Raw genomic sequence first — 25,985 nt, 5'->3', positions numbered from 1 at the left:
TTATTCTCTCGCGCCAGAGCGCAATAATCTTATTCGTTTTCTAAACAGCTCTGTAATTGTATCACAAAACTCCCTGCTTGTCTAGATTAATTTTGTCTTTTTTACGACCTGCACAAGCTCCCGGTTGGACCGTGTGCGGGCGAACATATTGAGGATGTTGTCCACCGCCTCCTCGGCCCGCAGGCCGTTGAGGGCGCGGCGCATGGAGGTGACCGCCTCCTGCTCCTCGCGGGTGAGCAGAAGATCCTCCCGGCGCGTGCCGGACTGGGGAATATCGATGGCGGGGAACATCCGTCTCTCGGAGAGCTTCCGGTCGAGCACGATCTCCATGTTGCCGGTGCCTTTGAACTCCTCGTAGATGACATCGTCCATCTTGCTGCCCGTATCCACCAGGGCTGTGGCAAGGATGGTGAGGCTTCCGCCCTCCCGGATATTCCGGGCCGCGCCGAAGAACCGTTTCGGCGGGTGGAGGGCAGCCGGATCAAGACCTCCCGAGAGCGTGCGGCCGGACGGCGGCACGATCAGGTTGTAGGCCCGGGCGAGCCTTGTGATACTGTCCAGGAGGATCATGACATCCTTGCCGTGCTCCACCAGTCTCTTGGCCCGCTCGATCACCATCTCGGACACGCGCTTGTGGTGATCCGGCAGCTCGTCAAAGGTGGAGTAGATGACCTCCACATTTCTTCCCTCTATCGTCTCCTTGATATCCGTCACTTCCTCCGGTCGCTCATCGATGAGGAGGATCAGGAGATGGACCTCCGGATTGTTCCGCTTCACGGACAGGGCCACCTCCTTCAAAAGGGTGGTCTTACCTGCCTTCGGCGGCGACACGATCATACCCCTCTGCCCTTTCCCGATGGGGGAGAGGAGATCCATGATCCGCATGGCCGTGCTGCTCCTGCCGCACTCCAGGGACAGCCTCTCGTTGGGGAAGATGGGCGTCAGGTCCTCGAAGTTCGGTCTCCTGGCCGCCACGGCCGGGTTGATCCCGTTGATCCGGGAGAGGTAGAGAAGGGCGCTGAATTTCTCCTGCTGGGTCTTGATCCTCGTATTCCCCTCCAGGATGTCGCCGGTCTTTAAGTTAAACCTGCGGATCTGGGACGGGGACACATACACGTCGTTGTCGCCCGGCAGGTAGTTCTCGCAGCGGATGAATCCGTATCCGTCCGGCATGACCTCCAGGATGCCGTGGGCTGTGACGCCGCTGTCCAGCCGGTCAATGTCGTGGATCTCCCGGTCTCCTGTGTTGGCGGAGAGCTCCTTGACATTGTCCTCGGTCAGCCGCATCTGCCGGTGCTGCTCCCCGCGGTCCCGGTGCTGCTCCCCCCGGTCCCGGTGCTCGGTCCTGGCCGCGCTCTTTGTCTCCTCGGGCGTCGCCTGCCTGTCCCGCTCGTCCTCCTCGAGCATCCGTTCGATGAGCTCCGCTTTCTTCATGCCGGAGATACCTTTCAGTCCTCTCGCTTTCGCCAGGTCTTTCAGCGTGGCAAGAGACAGCGTTTCATACTTTTCTCGCATAAATACAGTTCCTTTCCTAATGTTATAAAAATATACAAATGCATGTTTTATCGGGATTGTTCGTCTGATATGACCGAATGAATATACGCATTTATTATACATCAGCTTTCCTTCTTTTTAAAGCCCCAATTTACAGAAAGGTGGTCACTGTCATCCTCCGCCCGTCCGTGCGGACCGTGACCGCCCCGCCGCGGGCCGTCTCAAAGACATGCGCGCCGGCCCCTGTAAGGCGCTCCAGCGTCTCCTCGTGGGGATGCCCGTACCGGTTGTCCCGGCCCGCCGAGATAAGCGCCACGGAGGGCCCTGCCGCCGCGAGGAATTCCTCCGAAGTGGAGTTTCTGGACCCGTGATGGGCCACCTTCAGCACATCATACGTCTGCGTCAGGCGCTCTGTAAGAAGCCTCTCCCCCTGCCCTTCCACATCCCCCGTCAGGAGCATGGCAAAGGAGTCCCAGGAGGCGGTAAGCACCAGGGAGGCGGCGTTTCCCGGCTCCAGGACATCCGACGCCGCGGGCTGCAGGCAGGCGACCGTAATTCCGCCGCATGCCAGGCGGCCGCCCCGCCCCATCGTCCGCACCGGAACGCCGGCCGCGTCCGCCGCGTCCAGTACCTCCGCAAGCTCCCCGTCCCACAGTTCCCTGGGCGGCACCACCAGGCAGCCGATCTCCACCCCCGTATCCTGCCGCCCCAGAAGTTCTGTCACGCCATTTAGGTGGTCGCTGTCGCCGTGGGTCACAAACACATAGGAGAGCTCTCCCACGCCCTCTGCTTTCAGGAAGGGTTCGATCCGGTACCTGCCCGCCTGGTCCGTGTCGCTGCTGCCCCCATCCACCAGGATGCATGTCCCGTCCCCGGCCCGCAGGAAGAGGCAGTCCCCCTGCCCCACATCCAGCATGGTCACCTCCAGATAGCCCCAGACTTCCGCCCGGCCGGCAAAGAGAAGCACAAGGATCCCCGTCAGCACAGGCGCGAAGGCCCGGGCGGCCGGCCGCCGGGGCGCCGCGCCTTCTGTCTCCTTTTTTCTCCGCATCCAGAGCAGGAGAAGGAGTGTCACGACAAGGGCGCCGTAGTAGAACCAGATGGCCGCCAGTCCGGGCCTGCCTGTCACGAGACGGCTTCCCGGAAGGGCCAGCGCCGCCCGGCAACTGATCTCATACAGATCAAGGATCCGGCTGCAGGCCCAGATGAGGGCGCCCCCCGCAGGCTCCACTGCCAGATAGAGAAGGCTCCCCAGCATCCCCAGAAGGAGGAGGGCGGACATCAGCGGGATCACCAGCAGGTTCAGAAGGACCGAGTAGAGGGGGAATTCAAAATAGTGGTACAGCGTGACGGGAAAGAGGATCATCTGCACCCCCAGGCTGGATTTCACAGCCTCCCCAAGGCGGTATGGAAGCCGTCGTTTCCCGGTCCGCCGCCCGCCCTGCTCCCCCGGCGGGCGCCGGGTCATCTCCCCCATGATCCACATACCCAGGATCGCCCCGAAGGACATCTGGAATCCCCCGTCATAGTAGGCCAGGGGCTGCCAGAAGATGACCACCGCGGCTGCCAGGGCAAGGGAGGTAAACATGTCGCAGACCCGCCCTGCCATATCCGCCCCCACCCGCACAAGGAACATGACAAGGGAGCGCAGCACCGCCACGCCGGGCCCGATCATAACGATATACAGAAGCAGGAAGGCGATGCCCAGCATGCCCCCTGCCAGGAAAGATCCGGTCCGCCGCCGCAGGAACTGGTAGGCGCCGATGCCGATAAAAGACAGGTGGAGTCCGGAGATGGACAGGATATGGGCAATGCCGTTGACCTGATAGAGCTCCTTCGTCTCCGAATCCATGCCCCGCCTGTCCCCCAGGATCATGGCCGCCAGGATGCCGCCGTCCTTTTCCCCCGCCGCCTCCACAAGCGCCTGCTGCCAGCGGGTCCGCAGCCTGTCAAGACCGTCTCTGAGCAGGGAGAAGGAAGGGTCTTTGACCCGGACCGTCTCAGCCAGGAGGCCGGCATGGATATTCTGTTTCTGATAATAAAATTTTTGATCAAAATTACCGGGATTTCGCGCTTCGTCAAAGAAAAAGAGGGAACCCTCCGCGCGTATGACATTTCCTGTCCGGACATCCGATCTGTCCGGATCATACAGGACGACGCCGGATTCTGACACGGTCCGGCCGCCGCCCGTGATGGAGCAGTCCCGCAGATACAGGACGTGCTGCTTTTCATCATCTTCTTTCCTGTACACCTGTCCTTCCAGGCAGACCTCCTCCCACGGTCCGAAGGCGGCAGCGGCGGGAGGATCCTGAAGCTCCTCCAGAAAAACCGCCCCGCCGAAATGGACCGCCAGGAAACCGAGGACAAAGAACGCCAGGCATACAAGAGCCAGTTTTCGTTCTCTCACTTCGTTCTACTCTTCCTCCGCCGTCAGATCCGGATTCCTCTCAAACGGCTGGCCAAGGTCCACTGTGCCCCGGAACGTGACGTCCGTCTCCCCGTTCACGGAGATCTGCACGGCATGCACATCCCCGCTCTCCGTAAGGGAGTTCACAAGGGACCAGACAGCCAGGTCCGCGGACACTTCATAGTCCTGGGAGAGAAATCCTTCGTCAAAATTCACATAGCAGACGCCGTCCCGCACGGTGACCCCGAGAAGAGACGCGCTCTCCGGCAGGGTTCTCCGGTATCCGTCCGACGCCGGCCCCTTTAAAAGCTGCTCCACGATCAGCGTCTGCAGGGACGTGTTGCTGCTGTATCTCACCGTTGTCTGCACGGGCTGCAGCTTCTCCTCCTCCCCGTCCGCGAAGTAGAGGGTAAGCTCCGTCTTCCGGTAGGAGTTGAGGGCCGGCCCGATGCTGCGCACAAAGTCGTCCGCATCCATGTATCCGGTCTCTGTGCCGTCCGCCTCCCGCAGCGGCTCCTCACCGACATAGAAGCGGACCCGGCTGACGCCGTCGATCTGGACGAGGGACTGGACCACCGCGGCCCGCAGGAGCACTTCCCGCCCCTTCTCCATCTCTGCGTATTCCGGGCTGAACGCAAGGTCCAGGCTGCCGTCTGCAAGATCCCGGATCTCCACAGACACCTGCTCCGGGACCGGGCTTGCATACCCGTCTGGATCCTCCGGGTCCCGCAGCGCATCCAGCGCCTGGCTGACCGCAGATGCCGTGTCACCCTCCGGGGGCTCCCAGGCGACAGGCACCAGCGACTGCCCCTTTTGTCCCACATAGAGGAGATACTGCTCCCCCGGCCGGACGCCGTCCCTTGCGGCGCAACCCCACAGCGCCGCAAGGACCATGGCTCCAAGCAGAAGCAGGGCCGCTTTTTTGCCTGCTCTTTGTTTCTTTTCCATATCCGTATCCGGCACCTCCTTTTTATCCGACGACATAGCTCAGCGGGATGCGCACCGTAAAGGTCGTGCCCTCCCCCGGCTGACTGTACACCTTGATGGCCCCCCGGTGCAGCACCACCGCGCTGCGGGCGATGGAAAGCCCGAGCCCGGTGCCGCCGATCTCCCGGGAGTGGGATTTATCTACCCGGTAAAATCTCTCAAAGATATGCTCCTGCGCTTCCTGGGGAATGCCGATGCCGGAATCCGCCACTTCAATATAGAAGTACTTGTGGTCCGCATTCAGGGACACATGGATCCAGCCGCCCTTTGTATTGTACTTCACCGCATTCTCCACCAGATTTGAAATAGCAAGTGAAAGCTTTACCTCGTCAACTTCTGCGTTTACCGGACGAAAGCTCTCAAAGACAACTTCCACGTTGGCGGCCGCCGCTATGGGCTGCAGCCGCTTCAGGATCCTCTCCACCAGTTCGTTGATATTCGTCTGCTTCACATCCAGGGCGGACGCCGTCTTGTCCATCTTCACAAGAGAGAGCAGGTCGTTGATGATCTTGTCCTCCCTCTCGATCTCCTCGGACAGGTCCCCCATAAACTCCCGGTAGAGTCCGACAGGCACATCCTCCTGTCCAAGAAGGGAATCCGCCAGCACCTTCATGGAAGTGATGGGCGTCTTCAGCTCATGGGACACGTTGGCCACAAATTCCTGTCTGGAATCATCCAGCGTCTTCAGGCGTCCCAGCATTTTGTTGAAGGCCTCGGAGATAAGCGTCGTCTCCGTGTAGGCGTTCTCGTGCAGATAGTTGGCGTCATACCCCTCGTTCACCGCTTCGATGGAGGAGGTGATCCTCGCGAAGGGCCGCACCATGACCGGGCCGAGCGCCGCCGCAAGAGTCGCCACCAGAAGCGCGATCACGCCCACTGCCACCCAGGCGATGTGGTTCAGCGCGTCCAGACTCTCCAGGACAAAATCCGCGGGTATGCTCGTCAGAAGGACGCCCGCCACCCGGCTTCCGTCCGGCGCATACACAGGACAGGTCACCTCTATATACCGCTGCTTCGCATCGTAGATCTTTGTCTCCTTCCCCTCGAAGCACTGCATCACATTCTCCGACACCAGGATCTTGCCCGTATCCAGGTCAAAGGTGTCCTCCGTGATCTCATACTGCCCGTTGACAAGAAGGATCCTGCCGTTGTAGACATCCGCCAGGTGCGTAAGCTCCACCAGCAGCGTCTCCGGCATCTGCGCGTCCGCGTAGCCGCCGGCGCCGATCTGATCACTTAAGATCTTGCACTGATTCTGCAGCCGGGCTGTCTGCACATCGACCGCCCGGTTCTCATAGCTCTCCAGGATAATGGCTTTCAAGACAATACAGGGAAGGATCCCCACCGCCATGAAAAGAAAAATAATACGAAACTTCAGACTCTTAAGAAAATGGTTTCTGAAATATACTCTAACCCCTGAAATAGTAACCAACTCCCCACTTCGTGTACACGTATTTCGGATCGCTCGGATTCGCCTCGATCTTCTCCCGGAGCCTTCGGATATGTACGTCCACCGTGCGCACATCGCCCGGGTACTCGTACCCCCACACGATGTTCAGCAGGTTCTCCCTGCTGTACACCTTGCCCGGATGGTTTGCCAGAAGCTCCAGCAGATCGAATTCCTTGGCTGTGAGGTTGATCTCCCGCTCCCCGATCTCCACGCGCCGGCTCTCGCAGTCGATCTTCATCTCGCCCTTCACGATGAGGCCGGTGTTCTCCTTCGCCTCCCGGCTCTTCCCCGTGCGGCGGATGATGGCCTTGATCCGCGCCTTTACCTCCAGGATATTGAATGGCTTGGTGATATAGTCGTCGGCGCCGTACTCCAGGCCGAGGATCTTGTCCATGTCCTCCCCCTTTGCGGTCAGCATGATGACGGGCACGTCCGAGTACTCCCGGATCCGCCTGCACACTTCAAAGCCGTCGCACTTCGGCAGCATCACGTCCAGAAGGATGATGTCGTATGTATTCTCAGCGGCAAGCCGCAGCGCCTCCTCTCCGTCGTAGGCGCAGTCCACCTCCATATCGTCCTGCTCCAGACTGAAGCGGATCCCCTTCACGATCAGTTTCTCGTCGTCAACAACCAATACTTTCCAGCCCATAAACTCTCCCTTGCTCCACTTGGTCTCTACACAGTGATCTCATCTTTCAGCTTCTCGTAGATGCCTTCCTTGATGCCGTCCACGTTCATGATGTCCTCCGGCGCCCGGAACTGCCCCTGCTCCTCCCGGTAGGCAAGGATGGCTTCCGCCCTCGTCTGCCCGATCCCGGTCAGGGTCATGAGTTCCTCCAGCCCGGCCGTATTCAGGTTCACCTTCGCCTGCGCGCCCCCTCCCGGGCCGCCCTCCTGGGGAATCCCGCCTGCCAGGGCCTCCTCCTGCGTGGGCACATAGAGCTTCTGCCCGTCCTGGACTTCCTGGGCCAGGTTCAGGCTCTCCGGATACCCGCCGTCAAGGGCTCCGCCTGCAGCCTCCAGCGCCTCGTACACCCTGGCGCCTTCCGTCAGCTCGTAGACGCCCGGCGAGGCGACCTGCCCGCAGACATAGACGAACACGGTGCCCTCCCGGAGAGCGCCGGCCTCCTCTTCCTCCTGCTGCCCGCCGCTTTCCGGCGCCTCCTTCTCAAGAGACACCTCCTGCAGCCCGGAAGTCTGCGCCTCCCGGCGGCATCCGGCAAGGATCACTGCCACAATTACAAAAAGAAAAACTACCTTCTTCGGTCCTCTAAGCATAAAAACCTCCTGACAGCCGTCCTGCGGCCGCGGACACCCCTCTTTATGCCCAGATACCGCCGGCATCTCTCCGGCGGTACACCCATTGTACTATTTCCACTGGAAAATTGCAACTCCAATCAGGGCCAGGGCCATGCCCCCCGCCTTTCTCCAGGCAAAGGGCTCCTGCTCCACCCCGAACAGCCCCAGAAGCTCGATCAGGTAGGCCACAAGGAGCTGGGCGATGACGATGAGGAGGGCCGCCTTTGCAGGCCCAAGCTGGTCCATGCTCCGGATGACGGTCCAGGTGATGCCGGCGCCGATGGCGCCTCCGAGAAGCATGTATCTGGGCTCCACCCGCGCCAGGGCGCCGAGGCTTTCCCGCCCCGCGCACAGCCAGATGCCAAAGCAGACGGCCAGGGCGGAGAACTGGACCCACACATTGCTCACCGAGGCCCCTGTCGTCTTTGTCACCTGGGTGTTGAACACGCCCTGCACGCTCATGAGCGCACCGGAGAGGAGCGCAATAAAAAAACCGGCCATGAGGAAATACCTCCTTTCCTGTTTTGGTCAGGATTAGTATTCCCCAAAGCCGGTCCGTCCTATTCTCCTATCTGCTCTCCTAAAGCGCTTTGTCCAGTTTCCCGATCATCTCGTCCACGTGCTCCTTCGTGATGACAAGGGGCGGCACGATGCGAAGCACGTTGCCTCCAGCAGAAATGACGAGAAGTCCTTCCTCCTGTGCCCGGGCGATCACCTCTCCCACCGGGACCGCAAGCTCCAGTCCCTGCATCAGGCACTTGCCCCGGCGCTCCTTCACAGAGTCCCTGCGGGCTGCCAGCTCATCCAGCTTCTCCTCCAGATAGGCGCCCACTTCCCGCACATGCTCCAGCAGGTGCTCCTCCTCAAAAATGTCCAGCACGGCGCTGACCGCGGCGCAGGCGAGCGGGTTGCCCCCGTAGGTGGTGCCGTGGTCCCCCGGGGCCAGCGACTTTGCAGCCACCTTCTCCGTCATGGCAAAGGCCCCCACCGGCACGCCCCCGCCGATGGCTTTTGCCATGGCCATGATGTCCGGCTTCACACCGTAGTCCTGCCAGGCGAACATGGCGCCGGTCCGGCCCATGCCGCACTGGATCTCATCCAGGATCAGGAGAACGCCGTTCTCATCGCAGAGCCTGCGCACGCCGGCGAGGAAGGCCGGATCGATGGGGTGAATGCCTCCCTCCCCCTGCAGCGTCTCCAGGATGACCGCACAGGTCTTTTCGTTCATCTGGGCCCGGACGCTCTCCAGGTCGTTGTATGTCGCGAACCGGACGCCGCCGATCAGCGGTTCAAAGGGAGTCCGGTACGCCTCGTTGCCCGTCACGGCCACGGCCCCCATGGTGCGGCCGTGGAAGGAGTGCTCCATGGCGATGAATTCAAAGCGGCCGGACTGCTCTGTAAAGGCATATTTCCGGGCTGCCTTCAGGGCTCCCTCGATAGCCTCGGTGCCGCTGTTTGTAAAGAAGACCCGGTCCATCTGCGCCGCTTTCGCCAGCTTCCCGGCCGCCTCCGCCGCCGGAATGCTGTAGTAGAGGTTGGAGGTGTGAAGAAGCTTGTCAACCTGCGCCTTCAGGGCCTCCGTGTATGCCCTGTGTCCGTAGCCGAGACCGCACACGGCGATGCCGGCTGCAAAATCCAGATACTGTTTCCCGTCCGTGTCGTAGAGGTAGACGCCCTCGCCCCTTTCCAGCACGATGGGATAGCGGTTGTATGTGTGCAGGAGCGCATGCTCCGCCTCGTCGATCCATTTGTTAGCCATTGTAAAATCTGCTCCCTTCGTCATCCAGAATGGCGGTCCCGATCCCCTTGTTCGTAAAGATCTCCAGCAGGAGACAGTGGGGGATCCTTCCGTCCAGGATATGCACCCTGGACACGCCGTTCTCGATCGCATCGATACAGTTGTTGAGTTTCGGCAGCATCCCGCCGCCGATATAGCCCTGCTCCATCAGTTCCCGGGCTTCGGACACCTTCAGCTCGGAGATCAGCGTCTCCGGGTCCTTTGGATCCTTGTACACGCCCTCGATATCTGTCAGGAAGGCCAGCTTTTCCGCATGCATGGCCCGGGCGATGGCGCAGGCCGCGTCGTCCGCGTTGATATTGTAGGTGTCATTCTTGTCGTCCAGGCCGATGGGGCACACAATGGGCAGGAAGTCCTTCTCCAAAAGATCCCACAGGATCGCTGCGTTTACATCCTTTACTTCCCCCACATAGCCTATATCCTCCCCGCCTGCGAGTTTCTTTGTCACGCGCAGGAGGCCGCCGTCCTTTCCGCTGATGCCGATGGCGCGCACGCCAAGGCCCTCCACGAACTGGACCAGCTCCTTGTTGACTTTGCCCAGGACCATCTCCGCCAGCTCCATGGTGGCCTCGTCTGTCACCCGCAGGCCGTTCACAAAGCGGGGCTCCATGCCCACCTTGCCGACCCAGCGGCTGATCTCCTTGCCGCCGCCGTGGACGATTACCGGCTTGAAGCCGACCAGCTTAAGGAGCGTCACATCCTGGATGACCCGCTCCTTGAGCGTCTCATCCACCATGGCGCTGCCGCCGTATTTTACTACGATCACTTTCCGGTTAAACCGCTGGATGTAGGGGAGGGCCTCGATGAGCACCTCGGCCTTATCCAGGTATTTCTGCATGTTGTTGTCCATTTTCCCTAGCTCCTGTAATCTGCGTTGATCTCTATGTATCCGTGGGTCAGGTCGCAGCCCCAGGCGCAGGCGCTCTCCCCGCCCATCTTCACGTCCGCGATGGCCCGCACCTCCGGTTCGGACAGGATCTTCGTAGCCTCCTCCTCGCTGTAGTCCACCGCTGTGCCGTTCTCTATGATCTGGATCTTCCCGGCCGCGCTCTCAAAGAAGAGGTCCACTTTCTCCGGGTCAAACTGTGCGCCGGAGTATCCCATGGCGCACAGGATCCTGCCCCAGTTGGCGTCGTGTCCGGCGATGGCCGTCTTTGTCAGGTTGGAGCAGACGATGGATTTGGCCAGCACTTTGGCCTGCTCCTTTGTCTGCGCCCCGGTGACCTTCGCCTCGAACAGGGCGGTGGCCCCCTCGCCGTCGCCGGCGATCTGCTTTGCCAGGTACTCGTTGATCACGTGGAGCGCCGCTTTGAACTCCTCATAGTCCGGCGTGCCGTATGTGATCTCGCTGTTCTGCGCCAGGCCGTTGGCCAGAAGGAGGACCGTGTCGTTTGTCGACGTGTCCCCGTCCACGGAGATCATGTTGTACGTATCCGGCACATCCTCGCTCAGCGCCTTCTGCAGCGCCTCTTTTGTGATGACGGCGTCTGTCGTGATAAAGGCAAGCATGGTGCACATGTTGGGGTGGATCATCCCGGATCCTTTCGCCATGCCGCCGATGGTGACCGTCGTTCCCTGCACGTCGATGGCAACAGCGATCTCCTTCTCCTTCGTGTCTGTCGTCATGATGGCCTTTGCCGCCTCCGTGCCGGCTTCCAGAGAGCCGGACCGGCTTCCCGCAAGAGCTTCGATCCCTTTTTTCAGCTTTTCAACCGGCATCTGTCTGCCGATCACGCCGGTAGATCCGATAAGAACACCTGCAGGATCAATGCCGAGGGTCTCTCCCGCCTTGTCCGCCGTGTCCCTGCAGTAGCCGAATCCCTCTTCTCCTGTACACGCATTAGCAATTCCTGAGTTTACAACGATAGCTTGTGATTTCTTATCGCCCTTTACAACCTGCTGATCCCACTTGACAGGGGCTGCCTTCACCACATTTGTTGTAAACGTACCCGCCGTCACGCACGGAACCTGGCTGTACACGAGCGCCATATCCGTGCGGTCCTTATATTTCAGTCCGGCCGCCGTGTGGGCCGCCTCAAATCCTTTTGCCACAGTTACGCCGCCTTTGATGATCTCCATCTCATCCACCTTCCTTGTCTTTAAGATTCGTTAAACGCCGTGATGTTGGCGTCGTTCAGCACAAAATCATAGTAATTCAGGTCCTCCCGCTCTGTCCAGCCGATGGTGTTCCAGAACGCATTTCCGATATCGTTCTTCGTGAAGGCAATGAGGCAGACCTTATTGATCTTCTCCGCCTTCAGAGCCTCCATGGCTTTTACCACCATAGCCTTCCCGATACCGCGGCGCCTATGCGTCTCATCCACGCACACGTGGTAGAGGCAGCCCCGCCGGCCGTCGTGGCCGCACAGGATGCTTCCCACGATCCTGCCGTCCTCCTCCGCCACCACGCTGGTGGTGGGGTTGCGCTTCAGGAACCGCTCCACGCCCTCCCGGGAGTCGTCGATGCTGCGGATGCCGAAGCCCCGGATCTTCTTCCACAGGCGGTATACCTGTTCGTAGTCCTCCATTGTCATCTCACGGATCACCATTGTCTCTCACCTCTACGGGAACACGGGCACGAGATCCAGCCCCTCATCCTCCGGAAGTCCGAAGGCGAGGTTCATATTCTGCACCGCCTGTCCTGCCGCCCCTTTCACAAGATTGTCGATCGCGCCGATCAGGATGATGCGGCCGGTCCTTTTGTCGATCCGGAAGCCGATATCCACGTAATTGCTTCCCTCCACCCATCTCGTCTCAGGGAACACGCCCTCGTCCAGGAGGCGGATAAATTTCTCCCCTTTATAGTACTTCTCATATACGGCCCGTACGTCCGCCCAGGTCACATCTTTTGTCAGCTTCGCGTACTCGGTGGCCAGAATGCCCCGGTTCATGGGGACAAGATGGGGGGTGAAGTTCAGCGTCACCGGATGGCCGCAGGCGTAGCCGAGCTGCTCCTCGATCTCCGGCGTATGCCGGTGGGAGGCGATCCCGTAGGCCTTCATATTTTCATTGACTTCGCAAAAAAGATTCGCCACCTTGGCTCCCCTTCCCGCGCCGCTCGTCCCGGACTTTGCGTCGATGATCAGAGTGTCCATGTCGATAAGCCCCTCTTTTGCCAGCGGATAGGCTGTGAGGATGGAACAGGTCGTGTAGCAGCCCGGATTGGCGATCAGCCTTGCGCCCCGCACAGCCTCCCGGTTCACCTCGCACAGGCCATAGACCGCTTCCTTAATATACTGCGGGCTTTTGTGTTCAATGCCGTACCACGCCTCGTAAACCGACACGTCCTTGATGCGGAAGTCCGCGCTCAGGTCAATAATCTTTGCCTTTGAGAGAATGTCTTCGTTCACAAGGGAAGCGCACAGACCCTGGGGCGTGGCCGTGAAGATCACGTCCGCCGCCTGCGCCAGCTCTTCCATATTATCGTCCATGCAGACCGCGTCCACGATCTGAAACATGTTCTGATAGACATCCGCATACTTCTTATCTATATAGCTCCGCGAGCCGTACCACACGATCTGCGCGTCTTTGTGCCCCATCAGGATGCGGACCAGTTCTGCGCCCGCGTAGCCTGTGGAACCGATGATCCCAACTTTTATCATAGCTGCTTATCCTTTCCTATATAATACCGTCTGTTAAAATAACACTTGTTAAAGTGTATACCACTTTTCCCGTCATGTAAAGTCCATTGCCGGAAAGAATTTTCACTCACGATCCCAGCATTGCATGATTATACATCTATTTTGTATAATATGCAAGTTTTTTATTCTGTTTTCTTTGTATATTTAAATATATCACATTTTACTCAAATTTTGTATTGCATAAATATGAATTTTAGTGTATAGTAATCCTTGCGATTAAGACGATTCATTTCAGGAGGAACATACGATGAAAGAAAAAGTAGTACTGGCATATTCAGGCGGACTCGACACAACAGCCGTTATCCCGTGGCTCAAGGAGACATTCGGCTACGATGTCATCTGCTGCTGCGTAAACTGCGGACAGGGAGAAGAGCTGGAAGGGCTCCAGGAGAGAGCAAAGATGTCCGGCGCCGCCAAATTATATATAGAAGATATCGTGGATGATTTCTGTGACAACTACATCGTTCCCTGCGTGCAGGCGAACGCCGTCTATGAGAACAAATACCTGCTCGGCACGGCCATGGCCCGCCCCGCCATCACGAAGAAACTTGTGGAGATCGCGAGAAAAGAGGGGGCCGTCGCCATCTGCCACGGCGCAACCGGAAAAGGCAACGATCAGATCCGCTTCGAGCTCGGCATCAAGGCCCTGGCTCCGGACATCAAGATCATCGCTCCCTGGCGTATGACCGACCTGTGGACCATGCAGTCCCGTGAGGACGAGATCGCATACTGCAAAGCACACGGCATCGATCTTCCCTTTGACGCAAAGCACAGCTACAGCCGGGACCGCAATCTGTGGCACATCAGCCACGAGGGCCTGGAACTGGAAGATCCCGCCTGCGAGCCCAACTACGACGATCTGCTCGTCATGAGCGTGACGCCGGAGAAGGCGCCGGACGCGCCCGAATATGTGACAATGACGTTTGAAAAAGGCGTGCCCAAAAGCATCAACGGCGTGGAGATGAAGGTGTCCGACATCATCTGCAAGTTGAACGAGCTGGGCGGCAGGCACGGGATCGGCATCGTTGACATCGTGGAAAACCGCGTTGTCGGCATGAAATCCCGCGGCGTGTACGAGACGCCCGGCGGAACGATCCTCTACGAGGCGCACCAGCAGTTGGAGGAGCTTGTTCTTGACCGTGCCACCGCCGAGGTCAAAAAGGAGATGGCGAACAAGCTGTCCCAGGTGATCTACGAGGGCAAATGGTACACCCCGCTTCGCGAGGCGATCCAGGCGTTCGTGGAGAGCACCCAGGAGTACGTGACCGGGGAAGTGAAGTTCAAACTCTACAAAGGCAACATCATCAAGGCCGGCACAACGTCCCCCTACTCCCTGTACAGTGAATCGCTGGCAAGCTTCACCACCGGCGACATGTACGATCACCACGACGCGGACGGATTCATCACCCTGTTCGGGCTGCCCCTCAAGGTGCGCGCCCTGAAAATGCAGGAGGCGAAGACGCAAAGCGAGAGTAAATAAAATGGGGACGTAATACTTTTCAAAAGTGTTACGCTCTAAACCAATCAAACTGGTGCGTAATTGTGTCAGGCAAACATACTATTAATTCACAATTTCTGTGAACACTTTAATAAGTCTGTCAAAAAGCGAAATGGGTTTCCCTGACGATGTCGGGAAACCCTTGTTTTTTCTCTAGGCAACTGAAAATGCCGCCTATACACTCACTTAGAATTGAACACAATTACACACCAGTTGATGCAAATCCGGACGTAATACTTTTGCAAAAGATTACGTCCGGATTTATGCCAGACCGCTCTCACATGCCGGAAGTCCGTCACCTCCGCTGCAGTTCGCGCCCGACTTCCGCTGCAGACGGCATCCCGCTCTGGGCACCGAATTTCTCCGTGGAAAGGCCTGCCGCCGTGTTGGCGTAGGTGAGAGCCGCACGGATGTCATCTCCCGCGCAGATCCGGACGCAGAAAGCCCCGTTCAGCGTGTCCCCCGCTCCCGTTGTGTCCACAACAGCCGACTTTCTGGCCGGTACGCACAGGATTTCGCCATTTTTCAGGCAGGTAACCACACCGCGTGAGCCTTGCGTGATGACAAGTTTCTCCGGATATTTCCGCAGCATCTCTTCTGTCTTTTGCCCCTCTCCAAAGATCAGGACCGCCTCGTGCTCATTGGGGGTGAGATACGTCACCATCTCCACGATCTTCTCCGGCATTGCTGCCGCCGGCGCCGGGTTCAATACGACCGGGATCCCCATGCCATGGCACAGTTCCACGAGATAATACACGGTGTCCAGCGGAATCTCATGCTGCAGGACAACCATGTCATACTGCGCGAGTTCCTCCCGGATACTGTCCGCGTAGCCTCTGTCCACCTTCCCGTTGGCGCCGGGGACGACCACGATCGTGTTGTCGTTCTCAGCCACCGTGATCATGGCGATACCGGTAGGTACGCCCTTCAGCACGCGGATATGGTCTGTCTTTACCCCGGCTCTTTTGAGGTTTTCAAGCAGCGTCTCCCCGTTGCCGTCATCCCCGACGCAGCCGAACATCTCCACCTCTGCGCCAAGTTTTGCCATGGCCACAGCCTGGTTGGCCCCCTTTCCTCCGGGGATGCTGCTCACGCTGTCTCCCCGCAGGGTCTCCCCCTTCCCCGGGATCCGCTCTGCCGTCACTGTCATGTCCATATTGATGCTGCCCACTACTGCAAGTTTCATTCTCTCGTTCTCCTCTCTGTTATTCCGCTTCATCCCTGTTTACTGTTCCCGCCAGACCCGCAGGAAATTTTTGTACCAGATCTTATCTAACTGCTCCTCCGACAGCCCTGCCCTTCGCAGGGTTTCCCACAGCAGCTCCATACAGCCCGTATCCGGGACGTCAAGGTGTTCCACGCCATCAAACCCGTCAAAATCTGTGCCGATGGCCGGAAGATCCGCTCCGCCCACATGGATCATATGAAGGATGTGGGCTGTCATCTCCTCCAGGGCGGATTCTTCTGGCGTGCCGAGGAAGGGGCCGTAGAAATTCAGTCCCGCCGCGCCGCCTTTTTCCCCTAGCTTTTTCAGCATTTCATCCGTCAGGTTCCGGGGATGGTCTGCCAGGGCACGGCAGTTGGAATGGGTCGCCAGAACCGGCTTGCGGCTGTGCCGCAGCACATCCCGGAACACGCCGTCGGAAGCATGGGACACGTCCACCATCATCCCCAGTTCGTTCATCCGCTCCACGGTCCGGATGCCGAAGGGCTTCAGTCCTCTCTCCATCACGCGTCCGTCCCGGCTGTTCGGAAACCCCAGGCAGTTCTCGTAGTTCCAAAGGAGGGTCATGATGCGTACGCCCTTTTGAAAGAGGGTGTCCAGCCTCTCCAGCCGCCCTCCCAGGATGCCGCCTTCCTCCACCGCCGGGATGACGCCCGTCTTTCCGGCGCGGCGGATCCTTTCTATGTCTGCCGGGCATGACGCCACTGCAGCCCGGTCCGCATACTTTCCGACCTGCTCCTGCAAATATGCGAGCATGGATAAAACGTGCTGATAGCCGGCATCATACTGTTCCTGCCCGCTCTCCCCCTCCATTGCGTCCCGGTGTACGAAACAGGCAAACACCTGGGCCAGCGCCTTTTCCTTTTCCAGAAGGCGGAGGCTGACAGATCCGTCGTTCTCCAGCAGGTCGCCCCTGCCGCCCAGATCCGTGAGCCGCCAGAGCGTGTCACAGTGCATGTCAATGAGATTCATGTTGTATGCCCTCCTTTTCATACATATACTATACTACATTATGGACGCGGAGGAAACAGTATGACGCCTGTGATCGGGATTGTCGTCTGCGGCTTTGCCGGCAACCGGCAGTATGTCACGGACACCTATATTTCGGCTGTATGCCGGGCCGGGGGCTGCCCTCTGGTGCTGCCCTGCGTGGATGGTAAGGGCAATGATCTGCTGCAGACAATGGCCGCCTGCTGCCATGGGTTCCTGTTCTGCGGCGGGGGCGATATCACACCTGCTCTTCTCCACCGGCCTCCTCTGTCTCCTGCCGGAGAGACAGATATGAAGACAGATGTATTTCAGATCAGCCTCTTAAAACATGTTCTCCCCCTCGCCAGGCCTGTCCTGGCCATCTGCCGCGGCATGCAGATCCTAAATGCCGCCTGCGGAGGGGAACTCCTGCAGGACCTCTCCCTCCGGGAAGAACCAAGCCTCAACCACATGCAGCGGTCACGCCTTCGCAGCGATATCTGTCACACCGTTCTCTTCAAAAAAGATAGCATGCTATATGAAATCTTCGGAGATCACACGGCTGTGAACAGTTTTCACCACCAGGCTGTCCTGACCCCCGGAAAAGGGATATCCATCACTGGCCGTGCGCCGGATGGAATCGCCGAGGCGCTGGAAATGCCCGGGCATCCGTTTGCAGTGGGAGTCCAGTGGCATCCGGAATGCATGATGCACTCACTGAACATGCGACGACTGTTCCGCATTTTTGTTGGCAAGGCGGAACAAATCCGGACGTAACACTTTTCAAAACTGTTACGTCCGGAATTGCATCAACTGGTGTGTAATTGTGATAATTGTAGGAAATTGTCGACTATTAGTATGCCGATGCTGTGCTAAAAAAAGCCATTTTTATTTACAAAACTATTTGTTTTCTAAAGACAAAAAACACAATAGCACACCAGTACAAGTAAAAGCGGACGTAACACTTTTAAAAAGTGTTACGTCCGCTTTTACTTGCTATTCAAATGGATACACGATCCCCCACTCTTTCCGCAGCGCGTCCATCCACTCCATGATCCGCATGGTCTCTGCGTGAGGCATCTCCCCGCACTCGAGCTCGCCAGCGGCAAGGGCGCGTTTGCACGCCAGAACCTCGTACTCATACCCCGTGATCTGCTCCGGCACTTTCACTTCGCGGATCAGGCTCCTGTCCGGCGCGTAGATCCGGATCACGTCAATGTTGTTGATATTGCACGCGATCAGATAGCCTTTTGTGCCGTAAACGATGCCATACTGCTCTGTATCTGCCCACATGCCGGTGTGAAGGACCGCCAGCTTTCCGTCGCGGTATGTGAGGATAATGGCGTCCTGCCCATCCACGCCGGTGTCCGTCTTCACACACTCGGAGGTCATCTTCACCACGTCGTCCCCCAGCACCATGCTTGCAAAGTTAAGGGTGTAGACGCCCACATCCAGAAGGGCTCCGCCCGCCAGATCCGGCCGCAGCATCCTGTCCTTATCCGTCAGCTCGTACCCCAGGTTTGCGGTGAGCATCTTGATCTCTCCCAGCTCTCCCGATGCGATGATATCATCGATCATCTTTCTGGACGGCATGTACCGCGTCCAGATCGCTTCTGTTATAAACACCTTTTTTTCTGCCGCATAGTCGAGAAGCTCCCTTGCCTGCGCCGCATTGGCTGTGAACGACTTTTCGCACAGAACCGGCTTCCCGTAGGAGATGCACAGCTTCGCGTGCTCCAGGTGATGGGAGTGAGGCGTTGCAACATACACGAGATCCACGTTCTCATCTAAGAGCATCTCCTCATAGGAGCCGTACGCCTTCTCCACATGATTGTCCACTGCAAATTTCTGCGCCTTTTCCAGATTCCTGGATGCCACTGCGTAGCACTCTGCCTCCTTCATTCCATTCAGGGTCCTCGCCATGGTGACCGCGATCCTGCCCGCTCCTAAAATACCTACGTTCATATCCTGCCTCCTGTTCCCGGATGCAGCCGGAATCTTTCTCCGGCCCGCCGGCTTGTTTTCTTTTTTGTACTATACCACCTGTCCCCGGCGAAGTAAAGAAGCCCCCTCGCATCCCTGCAGGAGGAACCAGTCTCCCCAAACGTATTTCGCTCTTAAAAATGAATGAAAAACCTTTTAAAATTTCATTTTTCTTGATATTTCTTACAATTATTCCCGTATACAAAACATTTTTGCAGGAAACGATTGACGAAAGTTCACTTTCCAGCTACAATGTTAGCATTGAGTGTATTTATATAAGTAAGAAATGAAATGAGACGGAGGATGCAAGGATGACACCTTATGAAGAATTGTCAAAGGAAGAACTGTTAAAGATCAAATCTGAGCTGGAAGCGGAGTTTGAAGAAGTAAAATCCCGGGGCCTGAAGCTTGACATGTCCCGCGGCAAACCGTCCACGGAACAGTTGAACCTTTCCATGGGCATGATGGATGTCTTAAACAGCAGCTCTGACCTTGTCTGCGAAGAGGGCGTAGACTGCCGCAACTACGGCGTCCTGGACGGCATCCGCGAGGCAAAGCAGCTTCTCGCCGACATGATGGAAGTGCCAAAGGACAACATTGTGATCTTCGGCAACTCCAGCCTGAACATCATGTACGATACGATCGCCCGCTCCATGACACACGGCGTCATGGGCAGCACGCCCTGGTGCAAACTTGATAAGGTGAAATTCTTATGTCCTGTGCCCGGCTACGACAGGCATTTCAAGATCACGGAATACTTCGGCATCGAGATGATCAACGTGCCCATGACCCCCACCGGCCCGGACATGGATATCGTGGAGGAGCTTGTAAGCACGGATCCCGCCATCAAGGGGATCTGGTGTGTCCCGAAGTACTCCAACCCCCAGGGCATCACCTACTCGGATGAGACCGTGCACCGCTTTGCAAAACTGAATCCGGCGGCTGAGGACTTCCGTATTTTCTGGGACAATGCGTACGGCATCCACCACTTATATGAGGACAAACAGGATTACCTCATCGAGATCCTGATGGAGTGCAAGAAGGAGGGCCATCCTGACATGGTATACAAGTTCTCCTCCACCTCCAAGATCAGTTTCCCCGGCTCCGGCATCGCAGCCATCGCCGCTTCCACAGACAACCTGAAGGCGATCCGGGAGCAGATGCAGATCCAGACCATCGGGCACGACAAGGTGAACCAGCTCCGCCACGCCAGATACTTCAAGGATATCCACGGCATGGTGCAGCACATGAAAAAGCATGCGGATATCATGCGCCCCAAGTTCGAGGCTGTCCTCCACACACTGGAGCGCGAGATCGGCGGTCTCGGCATCGGTTCCTGGCTGGCTCCCCGCGGCGGCTACTTCATCTCCTTTGACTCCATGCCCGGCTGCGCAAAGAAGATTGTCGCCAAGGCAAAAGAGGCAGGCCTGATCATGACAGAGGCAGGTGCCACCTTCCCCTACGGAAAAGATCCGCAGGACAGCAACATCCGCATCGCACCCTCCTATCCGACTGCGGAAGAGCTGAAGGTTGCCACAGAGATCTTCGTCCTGAGCGTCAAGCTTGTGAGCATTGACAAAATACTCGAAAGTAAATAAATCGTTTCTTTAGAAACAAAAAGCTGTGCACCGCTTGCGATGTACAGCTTTTTCTGTTTTAGGCAGCCGTCTCTTGTCTTCCTTCTATCTTCCTTCCATGGTCTGCCTGATGATATCTTCCATATTGTCATAGCTGAGCATACCGCTCACATAGCCGAACACTTCCCCGCTCTCATCGATCATGAACGTCGTGGGATAGGCGCTGATGCCGAACATAGCGCTCACTTCCCCTGTCTCATCCATGAGCACCGGGTAGGTGTACCCGTTCTCTTCCATAAAGGCGGCCACTTCCTCTTTCGTGCCTTCGCCTCCGATACCAGGCGCCGCCACGCCGAGGATCACTGCCTCCGCCTCCCCGCCCCGGGCCGCATATGTCTCATAGAGTTTCTGCACATCCGGCATCTCCATCCGGCAGGGTCCGCACCAGGTCGCCCAGAAATTTAAAAAGACCACCTTCCCCCGGTACGACTCCAGGCTGTGGGATGCGCCGTACTGATCCGTCAGGGTAAAACGGATCGCCGCACCGGAATCATCCTCCTTCTCCCCGGCAGGATCGTCTTCTTTCCCGCCCGCTTCCTCATCTGGCCTTCCGGCCTCCGCTTCCTGGCTGCCGACGCCGGACAGATAGCCGGTGATCGCATTCATTTTCCCGGTGAACATCATAAGCCCCATGGCGATCATGAGGACTGCGCCGATCCGGACCGTGTACCGCACAATGCCGGCGTGCTGCCTGAACAGCCTAAGAAGCGTGGTCGTAAAAAGCCCCACTGCCAGAAACGGCAGGATGAAGCCCAGCGTGTACACGCCGATCATAAGAAACCCTTTTGCCCTTGTAGCCGCGGAAGCCGTCATAAGAAGCACGCTGGAGAGCGCCGGCCCCACGCAGGGCGTCCAGGCAAAACTGAAGGAAAATCCCATCAGCAGGGCTGTCAGAGGCGACATCGCCATATGGTCCATACGGAAGGGCAGCCGGTGCTCGTTGCCAAGAAGCCTGGAAGAGCCGAACACCCCAAGCTGGTAGAGCCCCAGGATCACAACAAGGACGCCGCCCGCCTTCGCAAACACATTCTGGTGTTCCTGAAAAAAGCTGCCTGCGGCCGAGAAGCCGAGGCCCAAAAGGAAAAAGGTAAAGCTGATGCCAAGCACAAAGAACAGGGTGTTCACCAGCACCCTGCGCCGCGGGTAGTGCCAGTTCCCCCGGGCATCCTTTGTGCCGGCGCCGCCCGACAGATATCCGATATAGAGGGGGATCAGCGGGAATACACAGGGCGAAAGAAAACTCAATACGCCCTGCGCAAACACCGTCAGAACCGGTATACTTACAGTAAGATCAAATCCCATACAGGCCTCCCTGGATCCTAAAAATTTTTCTCCATCATAGCCGGTTTTGTCTGGGCCGTCAACCGGTTTTGTGACCCGCTCACAAAAATTGACACCTGCCCCGTAAACTTTTATAATATTCTGCGGAGGTGCTACCATGCAGGACAGCAAACTTTTAACCGGAAATATCACAAAAAGCCTACTTCTTTTCGCCCTTCCCATGATCGCCGGCAATCTGCTCCAGCAGTGCTACAACATCGCGGACACGGTCATCGTAGGGCGCTTTCTCGGCGCCGATGCCCTAGCGGCTGTCGGGTCCGCCTACACGCTCATGACATTTCTGACATCCATCATCCTGGGCCTGTGCATGGGGAGCGGCGCGTCCTTCTCCATCAGCTTCGGCCGGGGAGATCTTGACCGCATGAAAAACGGCATCTTCCAGTCCTTTGTCTTTATCGGTATTGTGACGGCCGCCGTCAACCTCGCCGTCTTTCTCGGCATTGACGGGATCATCTGGTTCCTGCGCGTACCGGACTCCATCACCGCGCTGATGCGGGACTACCTTCTCGTCATCTTTGCAGGCATCACCGCCACATTTCTCTACAACTATTTTGCGTGCCTGCTCCGCTCCGTCGGCAATTCCCGTGTCCCGCTCCTCTTCCTGGCCGTCTCGGCTGTCATGAACATCGTGCTGGACCTCGTATTTGTCGTCGTCTTTTCCTGGGGCGTGGCAGGCGCAGCGTTTGCCACCATCCTGTCCCAGTACGCCGCAGGAGCCGGCCTTGCCGCCTACACATGGTTCCGCTTCCGGGATCTGATGCCGGGCAGGACTCATATGCACCGGGACCGCGCCGTTTTCCATGAGATCACCGGCTTCTCCTTTCTCACCTGTCTCCAGCAGTCTGTGATGAACTTCGGCATCCTCATGGTACAGGGGCTTGTCAACAGCTTCGGCCCTGTGATCATGGCCGCCTTCGCGGCCGCTGTGAAGATCGATTCCTTTGCCTACATGCCGGTACAGGACTTCGGCAATGCCTTTTCCACTTTCATCGCCCAGAATTATGGAGCAAAAAAAGAAGACCGCATCCAGAAAGGCATGAAGAGCGCCTTTTTATGCGCGCTGTTCTTCTGCCTCCTGATCAGCCTTCTCGTCTGCCTCTTTGCGGAGCCGCTGATGCAGCTCTTTATATCTGCCGGCGAGACAGAGATCATCGCCGCCGGCGTACATTACCTGCGCATTGAAGGGGCCTTCTACTTCGGCATCGGCCTTCTGTTCCTTCTGTACGGCCTGTACCGCGCCATCGCGCGGCCCGGTATGTCTGTCGTGCTGACAGTCATCTCCCTTGGCACACGCGTGGTGCTGGCCTACACCCTGTCCGCCATCCCCGCGGTCGGCGTCACCGGCATCTGGATGTCCGTTCCCATCGGCTGGGCGCTGGCGGACCTGACCGGGGTTCTCTGCTACCGGCGCATCAGACGCCGGAACTCCCTGTAGAACATGAGGCTCGTGGCGGTGACCGCCGCTGCGTCCGCAATGGGCTCCGCCAGGAACACGGCAAACACTTTATCCCCCATGAACGCAGGCAGGATGTAGATGAGCGGGATCAGCACGATGATCTTGCGGAAGATGGCAAGAAACGCGCTGATCCTGGAATTGCCAAGCGCGATAAAGGACTGCTGGCAGGAGATCTGGATGCCCATGAGCACGACGCAGGCCATATAGATCCGGAGCGCCCACTTTGTGATCTGCGCAAGCTGCGGATCGTTGGTGAAAATGGCCACAAAAAGGCCCGGGAACAATTCCACCGCAGCCCACAGCACAAAGGCATAGATCAGGCAGCAGGCCGTCTGCAGCTGAAACGCCCGCCTCACCCGCTTCATGTCGCCCGCCCCGTAGTTAAAGCTGATGATGGGCTGCCCTCCCTGGGTAAAGCCCTGCAGCGGCAGCATGGCGAACTGCATGATGCTGGACAGGATCGTCATGGCCCCGACCGCCAGGTCCCCGCCGTACTTGAGGAGGGAGGAATTAAAGCAGAGCACAAGGATACTCTCCGTGGACTGCATGACAAAAGGCGCCACGCCCAGCCCGATGCAGGGCATAAGGATCCCCCGCCTGACCCGGAAGTTCTCCTTCCTAAGCCGCAGCACCGTCCGCTTCCCGCACAGGAACCGGACCGCCCACACAGCGGAGAGCGCCTGGGAGAGAACGGTCGCCAGCGCAGCCCCCGCCACACCCATATCAAAAAGGAAGATAAATACCGGATCCAGCACGATATTGGTCACAGCGCCGATCACCACCGTGAGCATGCTGATCCTGGAAAATCCCTGGGCGGAGATAAACATGTTCATCCCCAGCGTCAGCTGCACAAAAACGGTGCCCACCGCATAGATGCTCATATACTCCACCGCGTAGCCGATGGTATTTTCACTGGCTCCGAACAGAAGGAGGAGGGGCCGCTGAAACGCCAGCGTCAGCCCCGTCAGAGCCACGGCAATGACAAGCAGCGTCGCAAAGCAGTTCCCCAGTATTTTTTCCGCCGTCTCTTTGTCCTGCTTGCCCATATATATGCTGGCTCTCGGCGCGCCGCCCTGCCCGATCAGGCTGGCAAAGGCGGATATGATCATAATGAGCGGGAAGCAGACCCCGACGCCGGTCAGCGCGGCCGCCCCTGTCTCAGGGATATGGCCGATATACATCCGGTCCACCATATTGTAGAGGGCGTTCACAAGCTGGGATGTGATGGCCGGCACTGCCAGCGTCATCAGAAGCCGCCCCACCGGCTCCTTTCCAAGGTCCACCTCTCTGGACATCTCCATCTTCATTCTAATCCATCTCCTTGACACTTAAATCTTTCTCTGTAAACTTTTGCAGAACTTTCATCATTGTGTTCTCCATCTGATCGATCTCCTCCTGGGAGATATCTGCCAGCACTTCTCTGTTGATCCTGCCAATCTCTTCGTTCAGCCTGCGCACGAAGGGCGCCGCCGCCCCGGTCAGGCAGACCCTCTGGATGCGCCTGTCCCTCTCATCCTGCCTGCACTCTACCAGGCCTCTTTCTGCCAGCGACTCAATGCTGCGGCTCACCAGCCCTTTGGAGACCCCCAGCACGACCCGCATCTGGCTGGCCGTATCAATGGTCCGGTTGTTGGACAGAAGGATCAGCACAGACATCTCATTGGGAGAGAACTTCTCCTTTTCAAACCGCCGGTTCAGCTCCCCTGCATACACCTGGCGGATCTGCGTAAAATACCCAAGCATGGCCTCAACTGTCTTTTGCATTTCGTTCTCCTTCCATGCGCTTATAGTTTACTTGTAAACAATATGCAGTGTACAACAAAAGGCGGCATGTGTCAATACCGCCTTCCCTTTTATCTGCTGACCGGATCCCACAGATCCCCATAGCCGTAGCAGTCCACTACATACTTCATGCCGTCCAGCACCTCGTCCTGGGTGTAATCGTGTTCTTCCAGGAACTCCTCGCTCTTGCTCCCCAACTTCTCGTAAAAGCGCAGCGCCATCTCAAAATATGCCGGGGCCCGGAGATCCATCTCATCGAGAAGCCGGTTCTCCGCCTCGTTGATCTGTCCGTCATCGATCATGGCCATATATGTTTGATAGCGCTCCAGCAGCTCTTCTGCCACCGGGAGCTCTCCCTCCCTGTCAATGTCCCTGTTAAAGATCATCCGGATCAGCATGCGCGCGATCTCGTGCACGAGCCGCATGATATAATCCTTGTCCTCTATCATTTCTGTCCTCCTTATATCATAGAATGAGCCGGCTAAGCCGGCTTATTCTATGATTGATTTACTTTCCCTCCTGCGCTTCATCCGCCGCACACATATCTATGATCTCCCGGATCCGCTCCTCTGACTCATCCAGCAGTTCCGCAATCTCGGCAACCTGCATACCTCTGCCAAGATTCTTCTGTACCTGCCTGCGCAGCAGCTGCTCTTCACCCTGACGCCGGCCTTTCTCAATTCCGGCCTCGCGCTCCTGCTGCATATGCCTCTCCTGATCATACTCAAATATACTCATCGCTCTCGCCTCCGCCCTGTGTTCCAGCAGGTTCTTCTTGTCCTCGAACAGCATGATAAACAGGGTGGACTTAAACGTCCGGTTGACAGGTAACGCGTCGTTCATGTTTGCATTTGTCATACGCACAGCCTCCTTTTGAAAATGGAATGCAAAGAGACTGCACTGTCCGCCTTCCTGCTAAAGCCGCATCCGCTAATCTCTCTGCTGATAATGGGAATTAAAAGCATTGAGATTTTCCTGAATGTAATAGAAAAACAGATGCAGCTAATGCTGCGTTAGA

General features: G+C 57.7%; 24 protein-coding genes. 4 read left to right on the top strand and 20 right to left on the bottom strand.

From position 1 onward, the window contains the following. Positions 1 to 81: 81 nt before the first annotated feature. The 12 genes from rho to argC all read right to left on the bottom strand — a co-directional run bounded on the left by rho (position 82) and on the right by argC (position 13,037). Positions 82 to 1,515, bottom strand: a complete 1,434-nt coding sequence (rho, locus tag H6A20_RS03610) for a transcription termination factor Rho (RefSeq protein WP_204905806.1) — start codon at positions 1,513 to 1,515, stop codon at positions 82 to 84. A gap of 130 nt (positions 1,516 to 1,645) precedes the next feature. Next, positions 1,646 to 3,901, bottom strand: a complete 2,256-nt coding sequence (locus H6A20_RS03605) for a DNA internalization-related competence protein ComEC/Rec2 (protein WP_204905805.1) — start codon at positions 3,899 to 3,901, stop codon at positions 1,646 to 1,648. Positions 3,902 to 3,907: 6 nt separating this feature from the next. Continuing rightward, positions 3,908 to 4,849, bottom strand: coding sequence for a GerMN domain-containing protein (locus H6A20_RS03600; RefSeq protein WP_204905804.1), 942 nt, complete (start codon positions 4,847 to 4,849; stop codon positions 3,908 to 3,910). 22 nt (positions 4,850 to 4,871) lie between these two features. Further along, entirely contained in the window at positions 4,872 to 6,239 is a 1,368-nt protein-coding gene (locus H6A20_RS03595; RefSeq protein WP_243426113.1) for a sensor histidine kinase, read from the bottom strand. A gap of 58 nt (positions 6,240 to 6,297) precedes the next feature. Continuing rightward, a complete protein-coding gene (locus tag H6A20_RS03590; protein WP_204905802.1) occupies positions 6,298 to 6,987 on the bottom strand; it encodes a response regulator transcription factor in 690 nt (229 codons plus the stop codon). Between the two features lie 26 nt (positions 6,988 to 7,013). Then, positions 7,014 to 7,616, bottom strand: coding sequence for a helix-hairpin-helix domain-containing protein (locus tag H6A20_RS03585; RefSeq protein ID WP_243426112.1), 603 nt, complete (start codon positions 7,614 to 7,616; stop codon positions 7,014 to 7,016). Positions 7,617 to 7,706: 90 nt separating this feature from the next. After that, complete coding sequence (locus H6A20_RS03580; protein ID WP_204905800.1) at positions 7,707 to 8,138, bottom strand: DMT family transporter; 432 nt, start codon at positions 8,136 to 8,138, stop codon at positions 7,707 to 7,709. A gap of 79 nt (positions 8,139 to 8,217) precedes the next feature. After that, positions 8,218 to 9,396: an aspartate aminotransferase family protein gene (locus tag H6A20_RS03575; protein WP_204905799.1), complete on the bottom strand. Its 1,179-nt coding sequence runs from the start codon at positions 9,394 to 9,396 to the stop codon at positions 8,218 to 8,220. Then, a complete protein-coding gene (argB, locus tag H6A20_RS03570) occupies positions 9,389 to 10,285 on the bottom strand; it encodes an acetylglutamate kinase (RefSeq protein WP_204905798.1) in 897 nt (298 codons plus the stop codon). The genes H6A20_RS03575 and argB overlap by 8 nt, the downstream gene beginning before the upstream one ends. 5 nt (positions 10,286 to 10,290) lie before the next feature. Then, a complete protein-coding gene (gene argJ, locus H6A20_RS03565; RefSeq protein ID WP_204905797.1) occupies positions 10,291 to 11,514 on the bottom strand; it encodes a bifunctional glutamate N-acetyltransferase/amino-acid acetyltransferase ArgJ in 1,224 nt (407 codons plus the stop codon). 20 nt (positions 11,515 to 11,534) lie between these two features. Next, positions 11,535 to 11,984, bottom strand: coding sequence for a GNAT family N-acetyltransferase (locus tag H6A20_RS03560; RefSeq protein ID WP_207750368.1), 450 nt, complete (start codon positions 11,982 to 11,984; stop codon positions 11,535 to 11,537). 12 nt (positions 11,985 to 11,996) lie between these two features. After that, positions 11,997 to 13,037: an N-acetyl-gamma-glutamyl-phosphate reductase gene (gene argC / locus H6A20_RS03555; RefSeq protein WP_204905796.1), complete on the bottom strand. Its 1,041-nt coding sequence runs from the start codon at positions 13,035 to 13,037 to the stop codon at positions 11,997 to 11,999. Between the two features lie 286 nt (positions 13,038 to 13,323). On the opposite strand from argC, the gene H6A20_RS03550 reads away from it, so the two are divergent. Continuing rightward, positions 13,324 to 14,556 (top strand): argininosuccinate synthase, encoded by a 1,233-nt coding sequence (locus tag H6A20_RS03550; RefSeq protein WP_204905795.1) that lies wholly within the window; start codon positions 13,324 to 13,326, stop codon positions 14,554 to 14,556. Between the two features lie 313 nt (positions 14,557 to 14,869). On the opposite strand, the gene rbsK is transcribed toward H6A20_RS03550, so the two are convergent. Beyond that, positions 14,870 to 15,760 carry a ribokinase gene (rbsK, locus tag H6A20_RS03545; protein WP_204905794.1) on the bottom strand — a complete coding sequence of 297 codons (891 nt, stop codon included), beginning with the start codon at positions 15,758 to 15,760 and terminating at the stop codon, positions 14,870 to 14,872. 39 nt (positions 15,761 to 15,799) lie between these two features. Then, positions 15,800 to 16,771: a dipeptidase gene (locus H6A20_RS03540; RefSeq protein ID WP_204905793.1), complete on the bottom strand. Its 972-nt coding sequence runs from the start codon at positions 16,769 to 16,771 to the stop codon at positions 15,800 to 15,802. A gap of 60 nt (positions 16,772 to 16,831) precedes the next feature. Between H6A20_RS03540 and H6A20_RS03535 the strand changes: the two genes are divergently transcribed. Beyond that, positions 16,832 to 17,545, top strand: coding sequence for a gamma-glutamyl-gamma-aminobutyrate hydrolase family protein (locus H6A20_RS03535; protein ID WP_204905792.1), 714 nt, complete (start codon positions 16,832 to 16,834; stop codon positions 17,543 to 17,545). Between the two features lie 219 nt (positions 17,546 to 17,764). On the opposite strand, the gene H6A20_RS03530 is transcribed toward H6A20_RS03535, so the two are convergent. Beyond that, positions 17,765 to 18,733, bottom strand: a complete 969-nt coding sequence (locus tag H6A20_RS03530) for a Gfo/Idh/MocA family protein (protein ID WP_204905791.1) — start codon at positions 18,731 to 18,733, stop codon at positions 17,765 to 17,767. 329 nt (positions 18,734 to 19,062) lie between these two features. On the opposite strand from H6A20_RS03530, the gene H6A20_RS03525 reads away from it, so the two are divergent. Then, complete coding sequence (locus tag H6A20_RS03525; RefSeq protein ID WP_204905790.1) at positions 19,063 to 20,349, top strand: aspartate aminotransferase type Ic; 1,287 nt, start codon at positions 19,063 to 19,065, stop codon at positions 20,347 to 20,349. Between the two features lie 84 nt (positions 20,350 to 20,433). Here the strand turns inward: H6A20_RS03525 and H6A20_RS03520 are convergent, their stop codons facing one another. Further along, positions 20,434 to 21,690 carry a cytochrome c biogenesis protein/redoxin gene (locus H6A20_RS03520; protein WP_204905789.1) on the bottom strand — a complete coding sequence of 419 codons (1,257 nt, stop codon included), beginning with the start codon at positions 21,688 to 21,690 and terminating at the stop codon, positions 20,434 to 20,436. A gap of 136 nt (positions 21,691 to 21,826) precedes the next feature. On the opposite strand from H6A20_RS03520, the gene H6A20_RS03515 reads away from it, so the two are divergent. Continuing rightward, the gene (locus H6A20_RS03515; RefSeq protein WP_204905788.1) at positions 21,827 to 23,164 is read left to right on the top strand and encodes an MATE family efflux transporter; all 1,338 of its coding nucleotides are present in this window, start codon (positions 21,827 to 21,829) and stop codon (positions 23,162 to 23,164) included. On the opposite strand, the gene H6A20_RS03510 is transcribed toward H6A20_RS03515, so the two are convergent. From H6A20_RS03510 to H6A20_RS03495, 4 genes are all read right to left on the bottom strand, one after another. After that, on the bottom strand, positions 23,131 to 24,486 hold the full coding sequence (locus H6A20_RS03510; RefSeq protein ID WP_204905972.1) for an MATE family efflux transporter: 1,356 nt from the start codon (positions 24,484 to 24,486) through the stop codon (positions 23,131 to 23,133). The genes H6A20_RS03515 and H6A20_RS03510 overlap by 34 nt on opposite strands. A gap of 7 nt (positions 24,487 to 24,493) precedes the next feature. Further along, complete coding sequence (locus H6A20_RS03505; RefSeq protein WP_204905787.1) at positions 24,494 to 24,949, bottom strand: MarR family winged helix-turn-helix transcriptional regulator; 456 nt, start codon at positions 24,947 to 24,949, stop codon at positions 24,494 to 24,496. Positions 24,950 to 25,038: 89 nt separating this feature from the next. Beyond that, positions 25,039 to 25,416: a DUF6483 family protein gene (locus H6A20_RS03500; protein WP_204905786.1), complete on the bottom strand. Its 378-nt coding sequence runs from the start codon at positions 25,414 to 25,416 to the stop codon at positions 25,039 to 25,041. A gap of 58 nt (positions 25,417 to 25,474) precedes the next feature. Further along, the gene (locus H6A20_RS03495) at positions 25,475 to 25,825 is read right to left on the bottom strand and encodes a hypothetical protein (protein WP_204905785.1); all 351 of its coding nucleotides are present in this window, start codon (positions 25,823 to 25,825) and stop codon (positions 25,475 to 25,477) included. Positions 25,826 to 25,985 lie beyond the last annotated feature (160 nt).

Origin of the sequence: Mordavella massiliensis, from assembly GCF_016901695.1 — a bacterium.
Classification (GTDB): Bacteria; Bacillota; Clostridia; order Lachnospirales; family Lachnospiraceae; genus Claveliimonas; species Claveliimonas massiliensis_A.
This window is presented reverse-complemented; position numbering and strand designations above follow the sequence as displayed.